Annotated in this window: 17 protein-coding genes; 2 read left to right on the top strand and 15 right to left on the bottom strand. The window is 61.1% G+C overall.

Annotation, left to right across the window (positions count from 1 at the left end; all coding sequences use genetic code 11):
- Window positions 1-62: 62 nt before the first annotated feature.
- From BTN82_RS05530 to BTN82_RS05465, 14 genes are all read right to left on the bottom strand, one after another.
- Complete coding sequence (locus BTN82_RS05530; protein WP_075118160.1) at window positions 63-668, bottom strand: phage tail assembly protein; 606 nt, start codon at window positions 666-668, stop codon at window positions 63-65.
- Between the two features lie 126 nt (window positions 669-794).
- Window positions 795-1,301 (bottom strand): phage major tail tube protein, encoded by a 507-nt coding sequence (locus BTN82_RS05525; protein WP_075118159.1) that lies wholly within the window; start codon window positions 1,299-1,301, stop codon window positions 795-797.
- Window positions 1,301-2,467 (bottom strand): phage tail protein, encoded by a 1,167-nt coding sequence (locus tag BTN82_RS05520; protein ID WP_075118158.1) that lies wholly within the window; start codon window positions 2,465-2,467, stop codon window positions 1,301-1,303. The genes BTN82_RS05525 and BTN82_RS05520 overlap by 1 nt, the downstream gene beginning before the upstream one ends.
- Window positions 2,468-2,469: 2 nt before the next feature.
- Entirely contained in the window at window positions 2,470-2,691 is a 222-nt protein-coding gene (locus BTN82_RS05515; protein WP_075118157.1) for a hypothetical protein, read from the bottom strand.
- Window positions 2,692-2,790: 99 nt separating this feature from the next.
- Window positions 2,791-3,216 carry a tail fiber assembly protein gene (locus BTN82_RS05510; protein ID WP_075118156.1) on the bottom strand — a complete coding sequence of 142 codons (426 nt, stop codon included), beginning with the start codon at window positions 3,214-3,216 and terminating at the stop codon, window positions 2,791-2,793.
- 9 nt (window positions 3,217-3,225) lie between these two features.
- Window positions 3,226-5,163, bottom strand: coding sequence for a phage tail protein (locus tag BTN82_RS05505; RefSeq protein ID WP_075118155.1), 1,938 nt, complete (start codon window positions 5,161-5,163; stop codon window positions 3,226-3,228).
- Window positions 5,164-5,799, bottom strand: coding sequence for a phage tail protein I (locus BTN82_RS05500; protein WP_075118154.1), 636 nt, complete (start codon window positions 5,797-5,799; stop codon window positions 5,164-5,166).
- Window positions 5,796-6,791 carry a baseplate J/gp47 family protein gene (locus tag BTN82_RS05495; RefSeq protein ID WP_075118153.1) on the bottom strand — a complete coding sequence of 332 codons (996 nt, stop codon included), beginning with the start codon at window positions 6,789-6,791 and terminating at the stop codon, window positions 5,796-5,798. The genes BTN82_RS05500 and BTN82_RS05495 overlap by 4 nt, the downstream gene beginning before the upstream one ends.
- The gene (locus tag BTN82_RS05490; RefSeq protein WP_075118152.1) at window positions 6,788-7,120 is read right to left on the bottom strand and encodes a phage baseplate protein; all 333 of its coding nucleotides are present in this window, start codon (window positions 7,118-7,120) and stop codon (window positions 6,788-6,790) included. Before BTN82_RS05490 ends, BTN82_RS05495 begins: the two co-directional genes overlap by 4 nt.
- Before the next feature lie 10 nt (window positions 7,121-7,130).
- Complete coding sequence (locus BTN82_RS05485; protein ID WP_075118151.1) at window positions 7,131-7,742, bottom strand: phage baseplate assembly protein V; 612 nt, start codon at window positions 7,740-7,742, stop codon at window positions 7,131-7,133.
- A gap of 3 nt (window positions 7,743-7,745) precedes the next feature.
- The gene (locus BTN82_RS05480) at window positions 7,746-8,264 is read right to left on the bottom strand and encodes a hypothetical protein (protein ID WP_075118150.1); all 519 of its coding nucleotides are present in this window, start codon (window positions 8,262-8,264) and stop codon (window positions 7,746-7,748) included.
- Window positions 8,265-8,456: 192 nt separating this feature from the next.
- On the bottom strand, window positions 8,457-9,221 hold the full coding sequence (locus tag BTN82_RS05475; RefSeq protein ID WP_075118149.1) for an N-acetylmuramoyl-L-alanine amidase: 765 nt from the start codon (window positions 9,219-9,221) through the stop codon (window positions 8,457-8,459).
- Window positions 9,222-9,370: 149 nt separating this feature from the next.
- On the bottom strand, window positions 9,371-9,718 hold the full coding sequence (locus BTN82_RS05470; RefSeq protein WP_075118148.1) for a phage holin family protein: 348 nt from the start codon (window positions 9,716-9,718) through the stop codon (window positions 9,371-9,373).
- Window positions 9,719-10,269: 551 nt separating this feature from the next.
- Complete coding sequence (locus tag BTN82_RS05465) at window positions 10,270-10,995, bottom strand: helix-turn-helix transcriptional regulator (RefSeq protein WP_075118147.1); 726 nt, start codon at window positions 10,993-10,995, stop codon at window positions 10,270-10,272.
- A gap of 193 nt (window positions 10,996-11,188) precedes the next feature.
- On the opposite strand from BTN82_RS05465, the gene mutS reads away from it, so the two are divergent.
- On the top strand, window positions 11,189-13,768 hold the full coding sequence (mutS, locus tag BTN82_RS05460; protein WP_075118146.1) for a DNA mismatch repair protein MutS: 2,580 nt from the start codon (window positions 11,189-11,191) through the stop codon (window positions 13,766-13,768).
- A gap of 142 nt (window positions 13,769-13,910) precedes the next feature.
- The gene (gene fdxA, locus BTN82_RS05455) at window positions 13,911-14,234 is read left to right on the top strand and encodes a ferredoxin FdxA (RefSeq protein ID WP_007924025.1); all 324 of its coding nucleotides are present in this window, start codon (window positions 13,911-13,913) and stop codon (window positions 14,232-14,234) included.
- Window positions 14,235-14,729: 495 nt separating this feature from the next.
- On the opposite strand, the gene rpoS is transcribed toward fdxA, so the two are convergent.
- Window positions 14,730-15,734 carry an RNA polymerase sigma factor RpoS gene (rpoS, locus tag BTN82_RS05450; RefSeq protein ID WP_075118145.1) on the bottom strand — a complete coding sequence of 335 codons (1,005 nt, stop codon included), beginning with the start codon at window positions 15,732-15,734 and terminating at the stop codon, window positions 14,730-14,732.
- Window positions 15,735-15,804 lie beyond the last annotated feature (70 nt).

Here is a 15,804-nt window from a genome sequence, read left to right as displayed (position 1 = left end):
GGCGTCCCACTCGAGGATTTCCGCTTCACTCACCGAGTAAATGAGCGGCACCACATCGAGGATCACTTCGATGTCGCGCTGCGAAAGAAGTCCGCCGGTTTGTTTAAAAAATCGTCGATACGCTCTTGCAGCTGCGTCCAGTCAGGCACGCTCAGCAGCGCCAGGTCGGGAAGCATCAGGCCGGTGCAGTGCGCGGTGATGAACTCCGCGCGCTCCTTGGCGGTCTTGAGCTTCTGCATCACCTTGGTCGCTCGCAGCGCGGGCATCTCCAGGGTCAGGGACGTCAGGCGCTGCCCCGCCACATCGAGCGGCAACAGCAGGTTCACCTGGTCCGGGCCGGCCTGTGCATCGTCGGGGGTGTCGTGCGCCGTTTCAGGCGCGGCGCCTGGCTGGAGGAAATACGCAGCCGGGCGCGTCGACATGTCGTGGACGTACTGAGCGATGCTCACGTAGTCCGGGCGCTTGAGCTGGTCGAGCTCGTTGGCCGACAGGCCGGTGGCCAGCTTGGCCAGCTCGAAGAACTGATCGTCCTCGTCGTCGCCGGCACGGGCCAGGGCCTCTTTCTGCGCGGCATAAAACAATGGCCTGAGCTGAATCTGCGCGATCCGCGACTCGTCGTCGGCAGTGATCGGGCACAGCAAGGCATGGATCGGAGGCGTCCAGGACATGAATGAATTCCTTGGTAACGGGTAGGAGCGAGCGTGCTCGCGACAGGAGATGGCCAGCGACTGCGATGTTGGCTGTACGGCCGCCATCGCGAGCAAGCTCGCTCCTACAGGGGAGAGTGTTGCGGGTTACGGCATCAGGACCGCGCGACGGGCGTCGCCGAGAATGTCGACGCCGCTGAGCACGAACTTCTGGGTCCGCACATCGATGTCGATCACCGGCACGCCGTTCTCGATACGGTTGTAGGTACGGCACGCGAGCTCGAAGGTGGTGGTCGGTTTTTCATTCATCTTCATGGCCGTTTCGGCCAGGGACTTCAGCTTGCCGCCCACGGTGTGGTAGGTGAACCAGGTCTTGCCGTCCTGGTCCTGGCCTGCCTCGCGGACATTGAGCAGGATGTCGTCGCCCAGCTTGACCCCCAGCGCCAGCATGATTTCCGGCCCCAGCCCCTGCAGCTTGAGAGTGGCGGTCAGGGCCTTGCCGCTCTTGGCCATTTCTTCTGCGATAAAGCGCCCGCCGGTCATCGCCTCCATCTCGAATTCGATCTTCGGCGGGGTGAACTCTTCCACGGTCGCCGACAACGGCAGGCCTTGCAGGGTGGCCGCGATGGCCTGTCTTACGCGGTTGGTAAACATTAGAGAACGTCCTCCAGGAACTGCTCGATGATTTCATCGCGGGCGTTGAGTTGATAAACCATGTGTTCGTTCGGCGCGTAGCGGCCGTAGTCGATGACCACGTACCAGGTGCCGTTCTTGTACTTCTCGACGCTGTTCAGCTCGGGGTGCAGGTACACACTGCCGCCGGGGATGGTTTCGTCGGCGACCAGGGTCTGCAGCCAGTCGTTGATGCGCTTGACCTCCTGGTCCATGAACGACTTGGTCAGATTCTTGGCCATGGCTTTCTGCCCGGCCTTGACCAGCTTGCGGCTGATGGCGTCTTCCAGGCCGACGTAGCTGATGAACTTGCCGGTGATCGAGCGGTTACCCAGCAGCGAGAAGCCGCCGAGCACGGTACGGGCGTAGTAGCTGACACCGTAGCGGTTGAGCAGGTCGCCCTCGGTCGAGGTGTCGAGGATGTTGTATTCCACGGTCCGCGACACGTCTTCGGCGTAGGTCACCTGGTTGCCCGGGCTCTCCCACTGCTTGACCTTGGCCAGCGCGGCGATGGCCAGGCTCGACGGCGCGAGGAACACGTTCTTCTTCGCCGCCTTGGAGTACACGGCCGGCATGTTGTGCACCACCAGGCAACGGTCGAAGCCCAGGTCGGCGCCACCCAGTTCCTGGCTGTAGGTCACTTGGTCGGCGACCGCGGCGTCCTTGCCGTCGAGCACCACACGGGCCTTGATGCGCTTGCCGAACGAGGCGAACTCGCTGGCCACCGCCTTGGTGCCGGTGAAGCCCGGCGCGCCGATGATGGTCAGGTCTTCCGGGACACCGCTCAGCGCGGCCAGGCCGAGCTTGCGGCCGGTGGTGGCATCGACGCCGCCGATCACGTTGTTGACGGTGTCGGCCGGGGTCGCGCCCGCCTCCACGATCACCACGTACACCGGCACCTTGACCACTTTGAGAATCTGGTACACCGCGTGATACAGGGTGCCTTCCTCGGCACCGGTCGGGTCGAGCAGCGCCTGGGTGGTGAAGCTGTTGATACGGAACGGCGCGTTACGCGGGATCAGCGGGTCGGCCTTCGGCGCGGTGCCGACCAGGCCGATGACGTTATCGCCCAGGCCGCCCATGGCCTCGGGGGATTCGGTGGCATTCACGGTAATGCCGTTGTGCTCGAAGTTCAGAACCTCAGCCATGGTTATTCAGCCTTCTTGGCAGCGGCCTTCACGGCCTTGGTGGTTGGGGTGGCCGCGTCGGCCGGTTGGCGCGCCGCGAGGACGCTGGTCAGTTCCAGGCGGCCGGCGGCACGCAAGGCACTGGCCTCGACATCGAGCAGTTCGAGTTGTTGGTCGACACTCGACCAGTGGCCGCCGCCGGTGGGGAACGGAAGGAGCACGGTGTAGCTTTGGCGTTCTGCCATTTCAGTCTCTCCAGATACGAGAAAGCCCCAGGCGAGTGGGGCTGTTGGGTGTTGTGTATTGCGTTGCGGATAAGAAAACGCCCCGGCGGTGCGGGGCGTTTATTGGAGTTGTTCGGCCAGCCACAACGGCGCTGGAGGACGATGTTCACTCAGCGGGAACTCACCTGCCTCCGGCCAGTTACGGAGCGCTCGACGATAAGTCTGAAGCTCCGTGTACTGATCTGCTGAAAGAGTGGTTGCAATCCCCTCCTCCAACTCATCGCGGTGACGTGCCACTACACCATCCGTTTCAGATAGTTGCTGATCACGCCAAGCCCGCTCGATAGCAGACAACTCTTCATTAGTTGGTAGTGGTGGATCAGCTAGCACCGGGTATCCATCATCACCCCAAGTAATAACCTTTCCTTCAGATTGCCCCGCCAGCAACTCAGCATGCCGCTCAGTAGAGATTTCAACCACGTCATCCGGCATCCAGGCGCTAATAGACGCGTCATAGAAACCACAAGTTGTTTTTGAAGTGAACATAGATTCCCTTTATTTTCCGAGGGCGAACCAGCGCGTGCTGGTTCCATAAGAGCAACGGATAATGAACGACGCTAGACTCCCGCTCAGAGTCGCCGCGACGGTGCCGACTACACCACTGTTCGGCGTGTAATCGCTGGTCGCCACTACCGAGTGGAACGTCACCGGAAATGCGATCGGCAAAGTAATTGTCTGGTCGGTGCTACTGGCTACGACCGAGAACGTACCCCACTGGAGAATCAGCCCGGACGGCAGCTTTTGATAGCCGCTTGTCGCCATCGAAGCCGCAAACAGTGGCGAGGACCGTAGAGTCTCGCTGCCAGAATGGCAGCGCCATACATTCGCCTCTCGTATCGCAATAAAGTCCCCACCAGGCGACAGCGTGTAGGGTACTGTCACAGCCAGGTTGTTCATGGCCAGTTGATCCCCCGCGGCGACAGTCACCCGCGAGCTTGTGGACTGCGGCCCCGCCGATATCAACACCGCAGCCCCATCAGGTACAGACGAAGTTGCTGGCATTGCCACCGTGACACCGGCGGCCAGCTCCAGGCGCTTACCAAGATCATCGTCAGTCAATGTCCGGCTTGCTAGAACACCGATACCTCCCCTGAAGTTCCCAAGCGCCCGCGCAACGAATTCCGTGGTGGCGAACGCCTTGGAGTTGTCGAACTGCGGACGGGTTTTAAACGACGGCGAAGACATAACCCCGGCGAATCGTAAAGCCAAGGTTCCGCCGATAAGCCGCCATTGCCCCTCCAGCTTGATGAACTCCGCCGTATCGCCGATAGCCATTACCAAGGGTCCGGCAAATCCCGTTGAGGTGAACAAGATGTCACCAGCGGCTGCCGCGATCGTCACCTCTCCCACATTGGAACTGGCTACGGTGATAGTTGCCCCCTGGGCAACCTGGGCCGTCGCGGGCAGAACGGCAGTGATAGGCGTCACTTTGGAAAAGATATGAAAACCACCGATATGAATCGCCGTCATATTGGTATCCACATCATTCGATGTGAAAGACGAATATTCAAAACCTCGACGCTTCAGGAAGTGGGTGTTGACCAATGCCTGGCTGACATCGAACTGCGCCGGTGTATTCGCCGTAGGGAAAATCAGCGCCGGTGAGTTGAGCGGCGCAAAACCCTGGGTCACGTTCTGGAACTTCAGAGCCGTCGTGCCCAGGACAATGACCCCGTCGGTGACCAATTGCCAGCGGGTATCAGCCAGTGTCGTGCCCTCCTCTACAGAGACCGTGAGATTGGGCGTTACCTTGATGCTGGCATCTGCGTCCTTTGCCCGAGTCCATAGTTCATTGGCGACGACATAGATACCGTTATCTTTTGCCAGTGTCTGGTTCTTGACCAGAACCCGATCTCCCGCCAATACCGCAACACCATCAATCATCTGCGCGCTGCTCAAGACGATATTCCCGGTGGTCGCGGCCCTCACCGACTGTTTTGCATCGAGCTTCGCCAACTCGTCGGCGACATAACCCGCCACCCAGGCCCGAGTGGCTTTTACCACCGTATCGTCGATCAGCAGTGTGACCAGCGAAGCATTACTGGTCTCGAAAATCGAACGGATATAGAACTCTTTCCCCGAACCCGACGTCGCCAGCACCGGCTTGAACGACTCCGGATACTTGACGATGGCGTAAAGGATTCCGCTATCGGTCCACAGCCCGGCCTCGCGTACATACCAGCCGCCGACTTCCGGCGGAATGGTCACTTCGGCCAGCAGCCAGCTAGGGTTTTTCTCGTCCTGGAACAGTGCGTTCAACGGACCACGCCAGACTTCGCGTTTGAGCGCAGTGTCGGTCGCCGCCGGGTTGTAAACCGCACCACCGCCGTCACCGACGGAAATCTGCGACAGCTTGATCGGTACGCCCGCCGCCTTGCAGGCAGTTTCGTAGGCGATCCCCGCATTCGTGAGCAGGGTGTAATAGTCGGCCATTTAGGACCCCTGAGGATAAATAGTGGATATTTCGACGCTGTACAGCCCCGCGGCCATGAAGGCCAGGCCCGAGGCTTCGAGCCCCTCGATGACGATCGGGTAGACGGTGGTCAACTCGCCGCAGATGGTCGCCGCCGCGATGGAGTGGGAACCGAATGCGCTCAACCCCACGGAGACCGACAAGGTGTCGCGTTCGCTTTTGGCATCCGCCAGGCGTCGGTCGAGGCGCGCGTCGATCTCTTCGCTGTAGGGCTGCTCGGTGAACGCCCTGACTGAAAAGCTGTAAGGCATCCCTGGCGGGGTTTGCTCGTACCAGGCGCGAACCTCGGGCATCAATTGCAAACCCTTGGCCGCGTTTTCCAGCGCCTTTCGTGTGCCGGCTTGGCGCGCCGTAGGCCAAGCCAGTTCTACCGTTAAACGTTTTTCGGGCTCGGGCGCGTCGGAGCGCCACTCGCCGACTCCGCGATCGGCCGCCAGATAAGGCAAGAATTCCACCGGCGTATCGGCGGGGCTCATCAGTTGCACAAACGGCGGCTCGATACCCTCGAGCAATCGGGCAAAACCCAGATCGAGGGCTCGTTCCAGAGGCGAGCTGTTGGCGGGCAACAGGCTGGGGGAATTGATTTGATCGCTCATAGCGTCAGCACCTTGACCTCGACCCCCGTGCAATACGGCGCCTGGAAAGCCGTGGTCACGATCGGTTGCACCGGCTCGAGAATTTCCAGCTGTACCGCTCCTGCCGTATGCAGGGTGTAATCGATCCAGCTCGGGTCCACCCGCCCTTCCAGCCGATGGCAACTGTCGGCATACGCCTGGAGTTGCCGCTGCGTGGCGACCTGGGTCAGCCCCGAATCCGGGCCGGGATTGATCTTGGCCACCACGCGGATCTTGTAGGGTTTGATCTCGGCCGCCCGCACCGTGACCCGATCCGTTTCCGGCTTCACATCCGGCCGCGCGAAGTGGCGGCGCACGCCGTCGAGCAGGTCCACGGACGGCGTGCCGTCGCCTTCCCGCGAGAGCACGGTGACCTGCACTTCGCCCGGCGCGATGCGGCGCCCATTGCCATCCTTGACCTGCGCCGCGAAACCGTCCGGGTCGAAGGTGTAGGTGACGGTCACCACGCCCGAATCGCTGGAGTCCACCTTCACCGTCGGCCGTTCGCCGAGGGTGAACACCTCGCGGCGGTACTGCATGCGCGAACCGGCGGCCGGCGCATGGGGCGCCAGGTAGTAGCGCAGGCGGGCATCGTCGTCGCTTTCGTAGACCGCAGGGACTGGCGGAAAGGCCGCGGAATCGCCCGGGTCGAGCAACTGGCGCTCCAGGCCCATGTCCGCCAGGCGCGCATCCAGGTTACTGCCGGTCGCCCACCACGCCAGCATCTGCTTGATGCGGGCGTTGTACTTACGTTCGTGGGTCTGCAAGCGCAGGCAAAACGCTTCGAGGGCCATGCTCAGCAACTCGCTTTCGTTCTCCAGGCTGACCTTCAGCTTGGCCGCGCTTTCGGGCGAACGGGCGCCGACGTATTCGACGACGAAGCCCTTGAACTCGGCGAGCAGGTCCTCGAAGGCTTCGACGGTGACGATCGCCGGCTCGGCCAGTTGGTTTTGCCCGGGTATCAGCATGCTCATGTCACGACCTCGAACGTCTGTTGGCGGTTTTTCCAGGTGCCGGCGAAACGCAACAACAGCCCGGCGCCGCGCCGGCTGGCGACTATCACCTGGGGCTCGAAATCGCCGATGCCGTTCTGCTCGTTGTAGAACGCCTGCGCGGCATGGCTCTGGGCGAGGATCAGCAGGTCGCCGCCGAGGTTCTGCCCCAGCAGGCCGGGGATCAGCGAGCCGTACAAAGGGCGCTTCTGCCGGGTGCCCAGCGGCGTGGTCAGGGCCCGGGTCGCGCGCTGCACGAACTGCGGCCAGTCGTCGACCGCCGCCCCGGTGTTTCTATCGACTCCAATCATGGCAAGCCTCTTATCCTGTGCTGATGACGCGGCCCTGGTGCTCCACCAAGGGGCCGCTGAAGTGAACGCCGGCACTGTCGAGCAACAGGCCGACCGCGCCCAGGCGCAGCTCGATCGCCTCTGGCCTCAGCGCCAGGCGGGCCGGGCCGATGCTCAACTCGACCGCCTCGCGGGAGGCGGTCAGCGCGGTCGGTCCGTTGCTCCAGCTCAAGACGTGGCCGGCATCGTCGTAACTGCTTTGGGTGCCGTCGACGTATTGCCGGCGAGTCAGCGCGGCCAAGGTCGAGGCCGGCGGAAAGCGGTCGCAGTTGAGGCCGAACAGCGCCACCGATTGCGCGCCGTTGTCGCCGCCGCCGTAGTTGAACAACAGGCACTGCTCGCCCACGGTGGGAATGCGCGACTCGCTCTGCGCACCGGCGCTGGGGTTGAAGAAGCGGATGGCCGGAGTCAGCAGCTCGCCGTGGCTGACCCTGCAGGTATTGCTCGCCGCGTCGACCGCCTGGCAGACGCCGATGCGGCAATGGTTTTCCGCGCGCCGCTGCACGTCCTCGAGCTCGGCCTCCATTTCCGCCAGCCGCTCGATGATCGGGCCCAGCTGCATGCGCAGCAGTTGCTCAAACATGGCTCAACCCTCCAGGGCCTGGTATTGGTCGGGGTCGTCGATGTTCGAGACTTCCCAGGTACGGGCGAACTTCGGTGTGCCCGTCGGGTCGTCCAGCAGGGGCTGCCCGAGGTACAGCGTCTGGGTGAACGACAGCGTCCAGGCGGGGTATTGCCGGTCGCCCCGCACGACGGTCGAGGGCAAGGCATCGAGGTTCGCCGGCAGATCGCATTGCGCGGCCGGCAGGCCCCAACGATTGTCCAGGGCCAGGTTCTTCAACGCGCTCGCCAGGTCGCCAGCCTCGAACCCGGAACCGCCAACACCCGTCACGCCTTGCAGCGAAACAGTCAGCACATGAGCGCTGCGCCCCTCCTGGCTGCGAATGCCCGGAGCGTTACGCTCGAACGCAATCAGCACCCAGGCCTGGTCGAGCACGCCGTCGAAGTCCGCGGGGCTGCCAACCTTGAGGCCAAGCCCCGCCCCGCGCAGGGTCTGGGCAATGGCGAATAGCAGCTGCGAGGGTTTGTCGATGAGCGCGGGCATGGAGAGGCTTCCTGTTCGGATAACAGCGCTAGGGTCCCGAGAGGAACGGCTGTGGGGAGGTGAGGCTTAGATGCAACAGCGCAGGACGCCGCGCGGTTGAGTGATGCGGCAGATGACTGGCGAGCCTTGGTCAAGGCCCGGCGCATGCCTCGATGGCAGCGCCGACTCCGCGACCCGCCGACGTTCAGCGAATCAAACGTACTTCTCGTTCAGCGCATACAAGATGGCGCAGGTTTCCACATCCAGTTTCCCGGCGTAGTTCTTCGCCCGGAAATGCATCTGGAACGCCCGGACCAGCGACTGAAAGAAGTCATCCGTGACTTCGGCCGGCACGCCATAACCATAGGTGGCGAACGCCTTGAGTACGTCGGCGCGCGGCGGCAGCCCGCTGGCGCGGAATTGCTGGACGTACTTCTTCTTGGTCGGCTCGTCGTACCAGGCGCCGATGCCGGCCTTGTAGAGTTCTTTCCACGGTAGCTTGGGACCCGGATCGGATTTGCGGCCCACCGCGATATCGGAGTGGCCCACCACGTTTTTCGGCGTCAGGTCCGGGTAGCGCTGGAGAATGTTCAGCGCCAGTTGCTTGAGCGCCTCGACCTGGGAGCGCTCGTAATCCGGGAAGGTGAACACGCCATTGACGTCGGTGGCCTCGTTGACGATCTCGATGCCGATCGAGGTGTCGTTCAAGCCGCTGCGACCGGCCCAGTCACTGACGCCGGCATGCCAGGCGCGGTCTTCTTCGGCCACCAGGTTGAAAATCCGCTGCTCCTGGAAGCCCGCGGCCTGGTACGTCGGATCCTGCACCGCCGGAATCAGGTAATGGGCGCTCGCCGCGCCGGTGGTCAGGGCCTTGACCGACGCTTCGAAATTCAGCGCCGTGTAATGCAGCACCAGAAAACGCACGCGTTTGTTGTAGGGCGCGAGGGTGCGATAGCTGTTGTAGTCGATAGGGATCATGAGTTGCCTCTCTTTGAAACGGATTGATAGGGGCGCCTCCCGGTCGGGAGGGCTGATTTCGCGTCGTTCAATTGGAGTACGCGTCCTGCGTCAGGCGGGTATCACGCAAGTGTCGACTCATAAGGCCGACGTTTTGTTCTGATGGGTGTTCAGGAATCCGAGCGGGAATCCTTGGGCGGCACCTCGCACACACCAAGCCGCTTGGCCGCCCAACGCTCGTAGAGCCCGATGGCCACGTCGGCGCCCGCCATGGCGGTCAGGCAACCGAAGGCGCCCGCGGTCCAGATCGATACGCCGGCGGCGTACAGCAGCATGATGGTCGAGACCCCGCAGATCACGCAGGCTCCGGAGCGCAGGGCCAGACGCCGAACCAGCAACCAGCCGCGGGCGCCCTCCTTGTCGGCGCGCCACATTTCGCCGGACACCCCGCCCACCAGGGCAAGGACGATGACAAGCCAGATCGGCATGTCCAGCAACGCTTGTTGCTCGTTTGTCATGTCACTCCTCCTGAGTGGAACCGGCCACGGAGCGGGCCCGGTAATGAATTGGCTTGTGTATCAATCGTGCATATCCCGGTATGGCCAACGGTAGGTAGGCATTCCAAAAAGCCCGGTCGCCCGGGCTTTTCAGTAATGCGGTCCTTCGCCTTCCTTTCATCCTGCGAACAAAAAGGAAGCTGACTTTTCGGCGCTACTGGCGCGGTACGAGTCTATTCAAATTGTTTTTCCGACCGCGGTCCCTGCCCGCCGGATAACTGTTCACGGTGCTTTACGCTGCACACCCGGGCCAGTTGCCAACCCTCTGAACCGTCGAGGCCGGTTCATCGCTGCCTGTTGTTTTGCCACTAAAGAGCGGTGTCGCTCGCCGCTGTCGGGCGGCTTGGAACGAATAATATGCATGGATGCATATCCAGTCAATGCGCAAATGCATTTATTTATGCATGAGAAATGCTATTACGCATGAGACACGCATAAACAAAGGCCTGGAGGGTTTATCGCAAGCACAAAAAAGCCCGCTCGATGGCGGGCTTTGGCTCTATAGGGGGCGATCAGCGGGCGTACATGCCCCACCAGAAGACGTGGCCCAGGATGACAATCTGCTCTTCCTGCATTTCCTGGAAGCTGTAGTCCTCATCCGGGTGCTCGTCGCGATTGAAGCTGCGCAAGCGAATGCCGGAAGGCAGGCGATAGAGTTGCTTCACTCGCAACTGGCCATTGTGGTTGATGGCATACAGGTCGCCGTCGACGATGTCGCCGATGCCGCACTTGCCGGCATTGACCCCCACCGTGGCGCCGTCGCGCAGCACCGGCAACATGCTGTTGCCGCGAACCGTCACGCATTTGGCCTGGTCGAACTGCACACCGTTGTGCCGCAGGCTGCGCTTGCCGAAGCGCAGGCTGGAGCGCTCGCTTTCCTCGATGACGAATCTTCCTGATCCCGCAGCCAATTCAACCTCGCGAAGAAAGGGGACCGACACCTCGTCGTCGTCGACGGGGGTTTCGTCATCCCACAGACTTATGTCCTTGAGTTCCGAATGCGGATCGCCCGACCGGACCGAGGCAACAGGCACACGCCCGCGCAACTGGTCGGTACTGACCTGGAAGTACTCGGCGATCCGCGAGATGTGTTTATCCGAAGGATCGACGATCTTGCCGTTGAGGATCCGCGAAAGGGTAGATTGAGGCACGCCGGTACGCCGATGGAGTTCCGTGGGGGAAATGCCATCGCGATCGAGCAGCTCTTTCAAGACGGTAGAAACATTGCGCTTTTGCATAACGCGCATATTGCTGGTTATTTTCGCCGACAGCAAATGCTAAAATGCATATCTGCGCATAAAGTCGCCGAATTCCCGGTTGTTTCATCCCTGCGAAGGCCTGACCGCCCATGGTAACCTTGCGCCCATTGCAAAAAAGCCGGGCCCATGCCCGCCCTTGCCCACCCTTTCAACGAATCAACCTGACGACCCGATGAATAAAGCGCTCACCGATCTGTCCTCCCACACGCCGATGATGCAGCAGTACTGGCGCCTCAAGAACCAGCATCCGGACCAGCTGATGTTCTATCGCATGGGCGACTTCTACGAAATCTTCTATGAAGACGCGAAGAAGGCCGCCAAGTTGCTGGACATCACCCTGACCGCGCGCGGGCAGTCGGCGGGCCAGGCGATTCCGATGTGCGGGATTCCCTATCACGCAGCCGAAGGTTACCTGGCCAAGCTGGTGAAGCTGGGCGAATCGGTGGTGATCTGCGAACAGGTCGGCGACCCGGCCACTAGCAAAGGCCCGGTGGAACGCCAGGTGGTCCGTATCATCACCCCGGGGACCGTCAGCGACGAGGCGCTGCTCGACGAGCGTCGGGACAACCTGATCGCCGCGGTGCTGGGCGACGAGCGCCTGTTCGGCCTCGCGGTGCTGGATATCACCAGCGGCAACTTCACAGTCCTGGAAATCAAGGGCTGGGAAAACCTGCTGGCCGAACTGGAACGCATCAACCCGGTGGAACTGCTGATCCCGGACGATTGGCCGCAAGGGCTGCCGGCGGAAAAACGCCGTGGCGTGCGCCGCCGCGCGCCCTGGGATTTCGAGCGCGACTCGGCCCACAAGAGCCTGTGCCAGCAATTCTCCACCCAGGATCTCAAGGGCTTTGGCTGCGAAAACCTGACCCTGGCCATCGGCGCCGCCGGTTGCCTGTTGGGCTACGCCAAGGAAACCCAGCGCACAGCCCTGCCCCATCTGCGCAGCCTGCGTCACGAACGCCTGGACGACACCGTGGTGCTCGACGGCGCCAGCCGACGCAACCTGGAACTGGACACCAACCTGGCCGGCGGTCGCGACAACACCCTGCAATCGGTGGTCGACCGCTGCCAGACCGCCATGGGCAGCCGCCTGTTGACCCGCTGGCTGAACCGTCCGCTGCGGGACCTGAAGGTCCTGCAGGCGCGGCAAAACTCGATCAATTGCCTGCTCGATGGTTATCGCTTCGAAAGGCTGCAGCCGCAACTGAAGGAGATCGGCGACATCGAGCGGATTCTCGCGCGTATCGGCCTGCGCAATGCCCGTCCTCGCGACCTGGCGCGTTTGCGCGACGCCCTGGCGGCACTGCCTGAACTGCAAGTGGCAATGACCGAACTCGACGCCGAGCACCTGAGCCAGTTGGCCGTGACCACCAGCACCTACCCGGAACTGGCCGCGCTGCTGGAGAAGGCCATCATCGACAACCCGCCCGCGGTGATCCGCGACGGCGGCGTGCTTAAGACCGGCTACGACAGCGAACTGGATGAGTTGCAGTCCCTGAGCGAAAACGCCGGCCAGTTCCTCATCGACCTGGAAGCCCGGGAAAAAGCCCGCACCGGCCTGGCCAACCTGAAGGTCGGCTACAACCGGATTCACGGCTACTTCATCGAATTGCCGAGCAAGCAGGCCGAGCAGGCCCCGGCAGACTATATCCGCCGCCAGACCCTCAAGGGCGCCGAACGCTTCATTACTCCGGAGCTCAAGGCCTTCGAGGACAAAGCGCTGTCCGCCAAGAGCCGTGCTCTGGCACGCGAGAAGATGCTCTACGAAGCCTTGCTGGAAACCCTGATCAGTCACTTACCGCCGCTGCAGGACACCGCCGGGGCGCTGGCCGAGCTGGACGTGTTGAGCAACCTGGCCGAGCGCGCGCTGAACCTCGACCTCAACTGCCCGCGCTTCGTCAGCGAACCGTGCATGCGTATCACCCAGGGTCGCCACCCGGTGGTGGAACAGGTACTGACCACGCCGTTCGTGGCCAACGACCTGAGCCTGGACGACCACACTCGCATGCTGGTGATCACCGGCCCGAACATGGGCGGTAAATCCACTTACATGCGGCAAACCGCGCTGATCGTGCTGCTGGCGCATATCGGCAGCTTCGTGCCGGCGGCCAGTTGCGAATTGTCCCTGGTGGACCGCATCTTTACCCGGATCGGCTCCAGCGACGACCTGGCCGGCGGCCGCTCCACCTTCATGGTGGAAATGAGCGAAACCGCCAACATTCTGCATAACGCCACCGAACGCAGCCTGGTGCTGATGGACGAAGTGGGTCGCGGCACCAGTACGTTCGACGGTTTGTCCCTGGCCTGGGCTGCGGCAGAACGTCTCGCCCAACTGCGGGCCTATACCCTGTTCGCCACCCACTACTTCGAACTCACCGTGCTCCCGGAAAGCGAGCCCCTGGTCGCCAACGTGCACCTCAACGCCACCGAGCACAACGAGCGCATCGTCTTCCTGCACCACGTGCTGCCCGGTCCCGCCAGCCAGAGCTATGGCCTGGCCGTGGCCCAACTGGCGGGGGTTCCAAGCACGGTGATCCTTCGCGCCCGCGAGCATCTGAGCCGCCTGGAAACCACCAGCCTGCCCCACGAAGCACCGCAGCCTGCGTCGGGCAAGCCCGCGGTTCCGCAACAAAGCGATCTGTTCGCCAGCCTGCCGCACCCGGTGCTCGATGACCTGGCCAAGCTCGATCTGGACGACATGACCCCACGCAAGGCACTGGAAATGCTCTATACATTGAAGACACGCATCTAACGCTGATGCTTTCAAGCTGTTAGAATCTCGCGCGGTTTGGGATGCTGCGGACTATTAGCCTGGTCCGCAGACTATCGCTCCCGAACCTGGCGACCCCGTCCTGAAGGGGCTCCGCTGCCGCCGCCTGAGGAGAGAATTAGAAATGACCTTCGTCGTCACCGACAACTGCATCAAGTGCAAGTACACCGACTGCGTAGAAGTCTGTCCGGTGGACTGCTTTTACGAAGGCCCGAACTTCCTGGTGATTCACCCGGACGAGTGCATCGACTGCGCGCTGTGCGAGCCTGAATGCCCCGCTGTAGCGATCTTCTCCGAGGACGAAGTTCCGGAAGAGATGCAAGAGTTCATTCAGTTGAACGTCGAGCTGGCCGAGATCTGGCCCAACATCACTGAAAAGAAAGATTCCCTGCCCGATGCCGAAGAGTGGGATGGCGTCAAAGGCAAGATCAAAGACCTCGAACGCTGATTACCCCGCGTTCCCCGAAAAGGCCCCTTGCGGGCCTTTTTGCTGTTCCGGATTTGGCTCTGCTTTTTCGCAGGCAAAAAAAAGGGGCGGTATGACCCGCCCACCTTTTTTCCCTATTCCCTGTATTCCTTTTCATCGTCCTGATGAATCGCATCCTGCGATGTCCTGACCATCATCCTTGATGGTTGTGTCTATCCGTCGACACAGGGCTGATATTAGAGAGTTTCCATGACAGAGCAATGGCACTGACCGACAGGAAAACTGCCCGTCAAACACCGAAAAACAAAAATAACTGCTTATTATTCAATAAGATAAATAAAATCCTCACACGAAGCTGGTAACTTTCACACTCCATAAAAACCGAACACTTACGAAAGAGTAAGCCTTTGCTTACATGCTCTTTCAGCTATTAAACAACTGTACGTATATTTATCGAGCCACCAATAAAAAGCCCCGAACAGGTCGGGGCTTTCTACAGCAGGATTGCTCGTGCTGTTACTGGAACAGAGACTCGCTGGACAAGCCGTTCTTTTCCAGAATCTCACGCAGGCGCTTGAGACCTTCGACCTGGATCTGCCGTACCCGCTCGCGGGTAAGCCCGATTTCCAGGCCGACGTCTTCCAGGGTGCTGCTTTCATGGCCACGCAAGCCGAAGCGGCGAACCACCACTTCACGCTGCTTGTCGGTCAACTCGGAAAGCCACTGATCGATGCTTTGCGACAGGTCGTCATCCTGCAGCAGTTCGCACGGATCGGTAGGACGATCGTCAGTGAGGGTGTCCAGCAGGGTTTTATCCGAATCCGGACCCAGCGAGACATCGACTGAAGAAACCCGCTCGTTCAGGCCCAGCATGCGCTTGACCTCGCCTACCGGTTTTTCCAGCAGGTTGGCGATTTCTTCAGGGGAGGGTTCATGGTCGAGTTTCTGTGTCAGCTCCCGTGCTGCCCGCAGGTAGACATTGAGCTCTTTGACCACATGAATCGGCAGCCGGATAGTCCGGGTCTGGTTCATGATCGCCCGTTCGATGGTTTGACGAATCCACCAGGTGGCGTAGGTCGAGAAGCGGAAACCGCGCTCCGGATCGAACTTCTCCACCGCCCGGATCAGGCCGAGGTTGCCCTCTTCGATCAGGTCCAGCAGCGAAAGCCCACGATTGACATAACGTCGGGCGATTTTCACCACCAGACGCAAGTTGCTTTCAATCATGCGCTTGCGCCCGGCCGGATCGCCACTTTGCGAAAGACGCGCAAAATGAACTTCTTCTTCCGGAGAGAGCAATGGAGAAAAGCCGATTTCATTGAGATACAGCTGCGTCGCATCGAGTGCTCGCGTGTAATCAATGTATTTATGTTGTTTCAGTGAAGCGGAGTGTTTGGATTTGGCACGAACTGAAGGTACAGCAGATCCCTCATTCGACATCGAATCAGAGGCGATGCCCGTCTCCATAAGGAGAACTTCATCGTCGATGTCAAACTCCGGCACTTCTTTACTGAGAGCCATTGTTATAGTCCTTTGGTGAGTTCGACCTCAGGCTCAAGCGACGCCTTTATCCTTGGCAACGCTGGAACCT

This window comes from Pseudomonas chlororaphis (assembly GCF_001921865.1).
GTDB lineage: Bacteria > Pseudomonadota > Gammaproteobacteria > Pseudomonadales > Pseudomonadaceae > Aquipseudomonas > Aquipseudomonas chlororaphis_D.
The sequence above is the reverse complement of the archived record's forward strand: the minus strand, read 5'-3'. Positions and strand labels throughout refer to the sequence as shown.

What these genes read in the sequence shown, in the direction of transcription:
- BTN82_RS05485 (WP_075118151.1), bottom strand. Translation starts at nt 7,742, where the DNA reads ATGTTTGAGCAACTGCTGCGCATGCAGCTGGGCCCGATCATCGAGCGG.
- BTN82_RS05530 (WP_075118160.1), bottom strand. Translation starts at nt 668, where the DNA reads ATGTCCTGGACGCCTCCGATCCATGCCTTGCTGTGCCCGATCACTGCC.
- BTN82_RS05465 (WP_075118147.1), bottom strand. Translation starts at nt 10,995, where the DNA reads ATGCAAAAGCGCAATGTTTCTACCGTCTTGAAAGAGCTGCTCGATCGC.
- BTN82_RS05480 (WP_075118150.1), bottom strand. Translation starts at nt 8,264, where the DNA reads ATGCCCGCGCTCATCGACAAACCCTCGCAGCTGCTATTCGCCATTGCC.
- BTN82_RS05475 (WP_075118149.1), bottom strand. Translation starts at nt 9,221, where the DNA reads ATGATCCCTATCGACTACAACAGCTATCGCACCCTCGCGCCCTACAAC.
- BTN82_RS05490 (WP_075118152.1), bottom strand. Translation starts at nt 7,120, where the DNA reads ATGATTGGAGTCGATAGAAACACCGGGGCGGCGGTCGACGACTGGCCG.
- BTN82_RS05520 (WP_075118158.1), bottom strand. Translation starts at nt 2,467, where the DNA reads ATGGCTGAGGTTCTGAACTTCGAGCACAACGGCATTACCGTGAATGCC.
- BTN82_RS05495 (WP_075118153.1), bottom strand. Translation starts at nt 6,791, where the DNA reads ATGAGCATGCTGATACCCGGGCAAAACCAACTGGCCGAGCCGGCGATC.
- BTN82_RS05510 (WP_075118156.1), bottom strand. Translation starts at nt 3,216, where the DNA reads ATGTTCACTTCAAAAACAACTTGTGGTTTCTATGACGCGTCTATTAGC.
- BTN82_RS05515 (WP_075118157.1), bottom strand. Translation starts at nt 2,691, where the DNA reads ATGGCAGAACGCCAAAGCTACACCGTGCTCCTTCCGTTCCCCACCGGC.
- BTN82_RS05500 (WP_075118154.1), bottom strand. Translation starts at nt 5,799, where the DNA reads ATGAGCGATCAAATCAATTCCCCCAGCCTGTTGCCCGCCAACAGCTCG.
- BTN82_RS05505 (WP_075118155.1), bottom strand. Translation starts at nt 5,163, where the DNA reads ATGGCCGACTATTACACCCTGCTCACGAATGCGGGGATCGCCTACGAA.
- fdxA (WP_007924025.1), top strand. Translation starts at nt 13,911, where the DNA reads ATGACCTTCGTCGTCACCGACAACTGCATCAAGTGCAAGTACACCGAC.
- BTN82_RS05525 (WP_075118159.1), bottom strand. Translation starts at nt 1,301, where the DNA reads ATGTTTACCAACCGCGTAAGACAGGCCATCGCGGCCACCCTGCAAGGC.
- mutS (WP_075118146.1), top strand. Translation starts at nt 11,189, where the DNA reads ATGAATAAAGCGCTCACCGATCTGTCCTCCCACACGCCGATGATGCAG.
- rpoS (WP_075118145.1), bottom strand. Translation starts at nt 15,734, where the DNA reads ATGGCTCTCAGTAAAGAAGTGCCGGAGTTTGACATCGACGATGAAGTT.
- BTN82_RS05470 (WP_075118148.1), bottom strand. Translation starts at nt 9,718, where the DNA reads ATGACAAACGAGCAACAAGCGTTGCTGGACATGCCGATCTGGCTTGTC.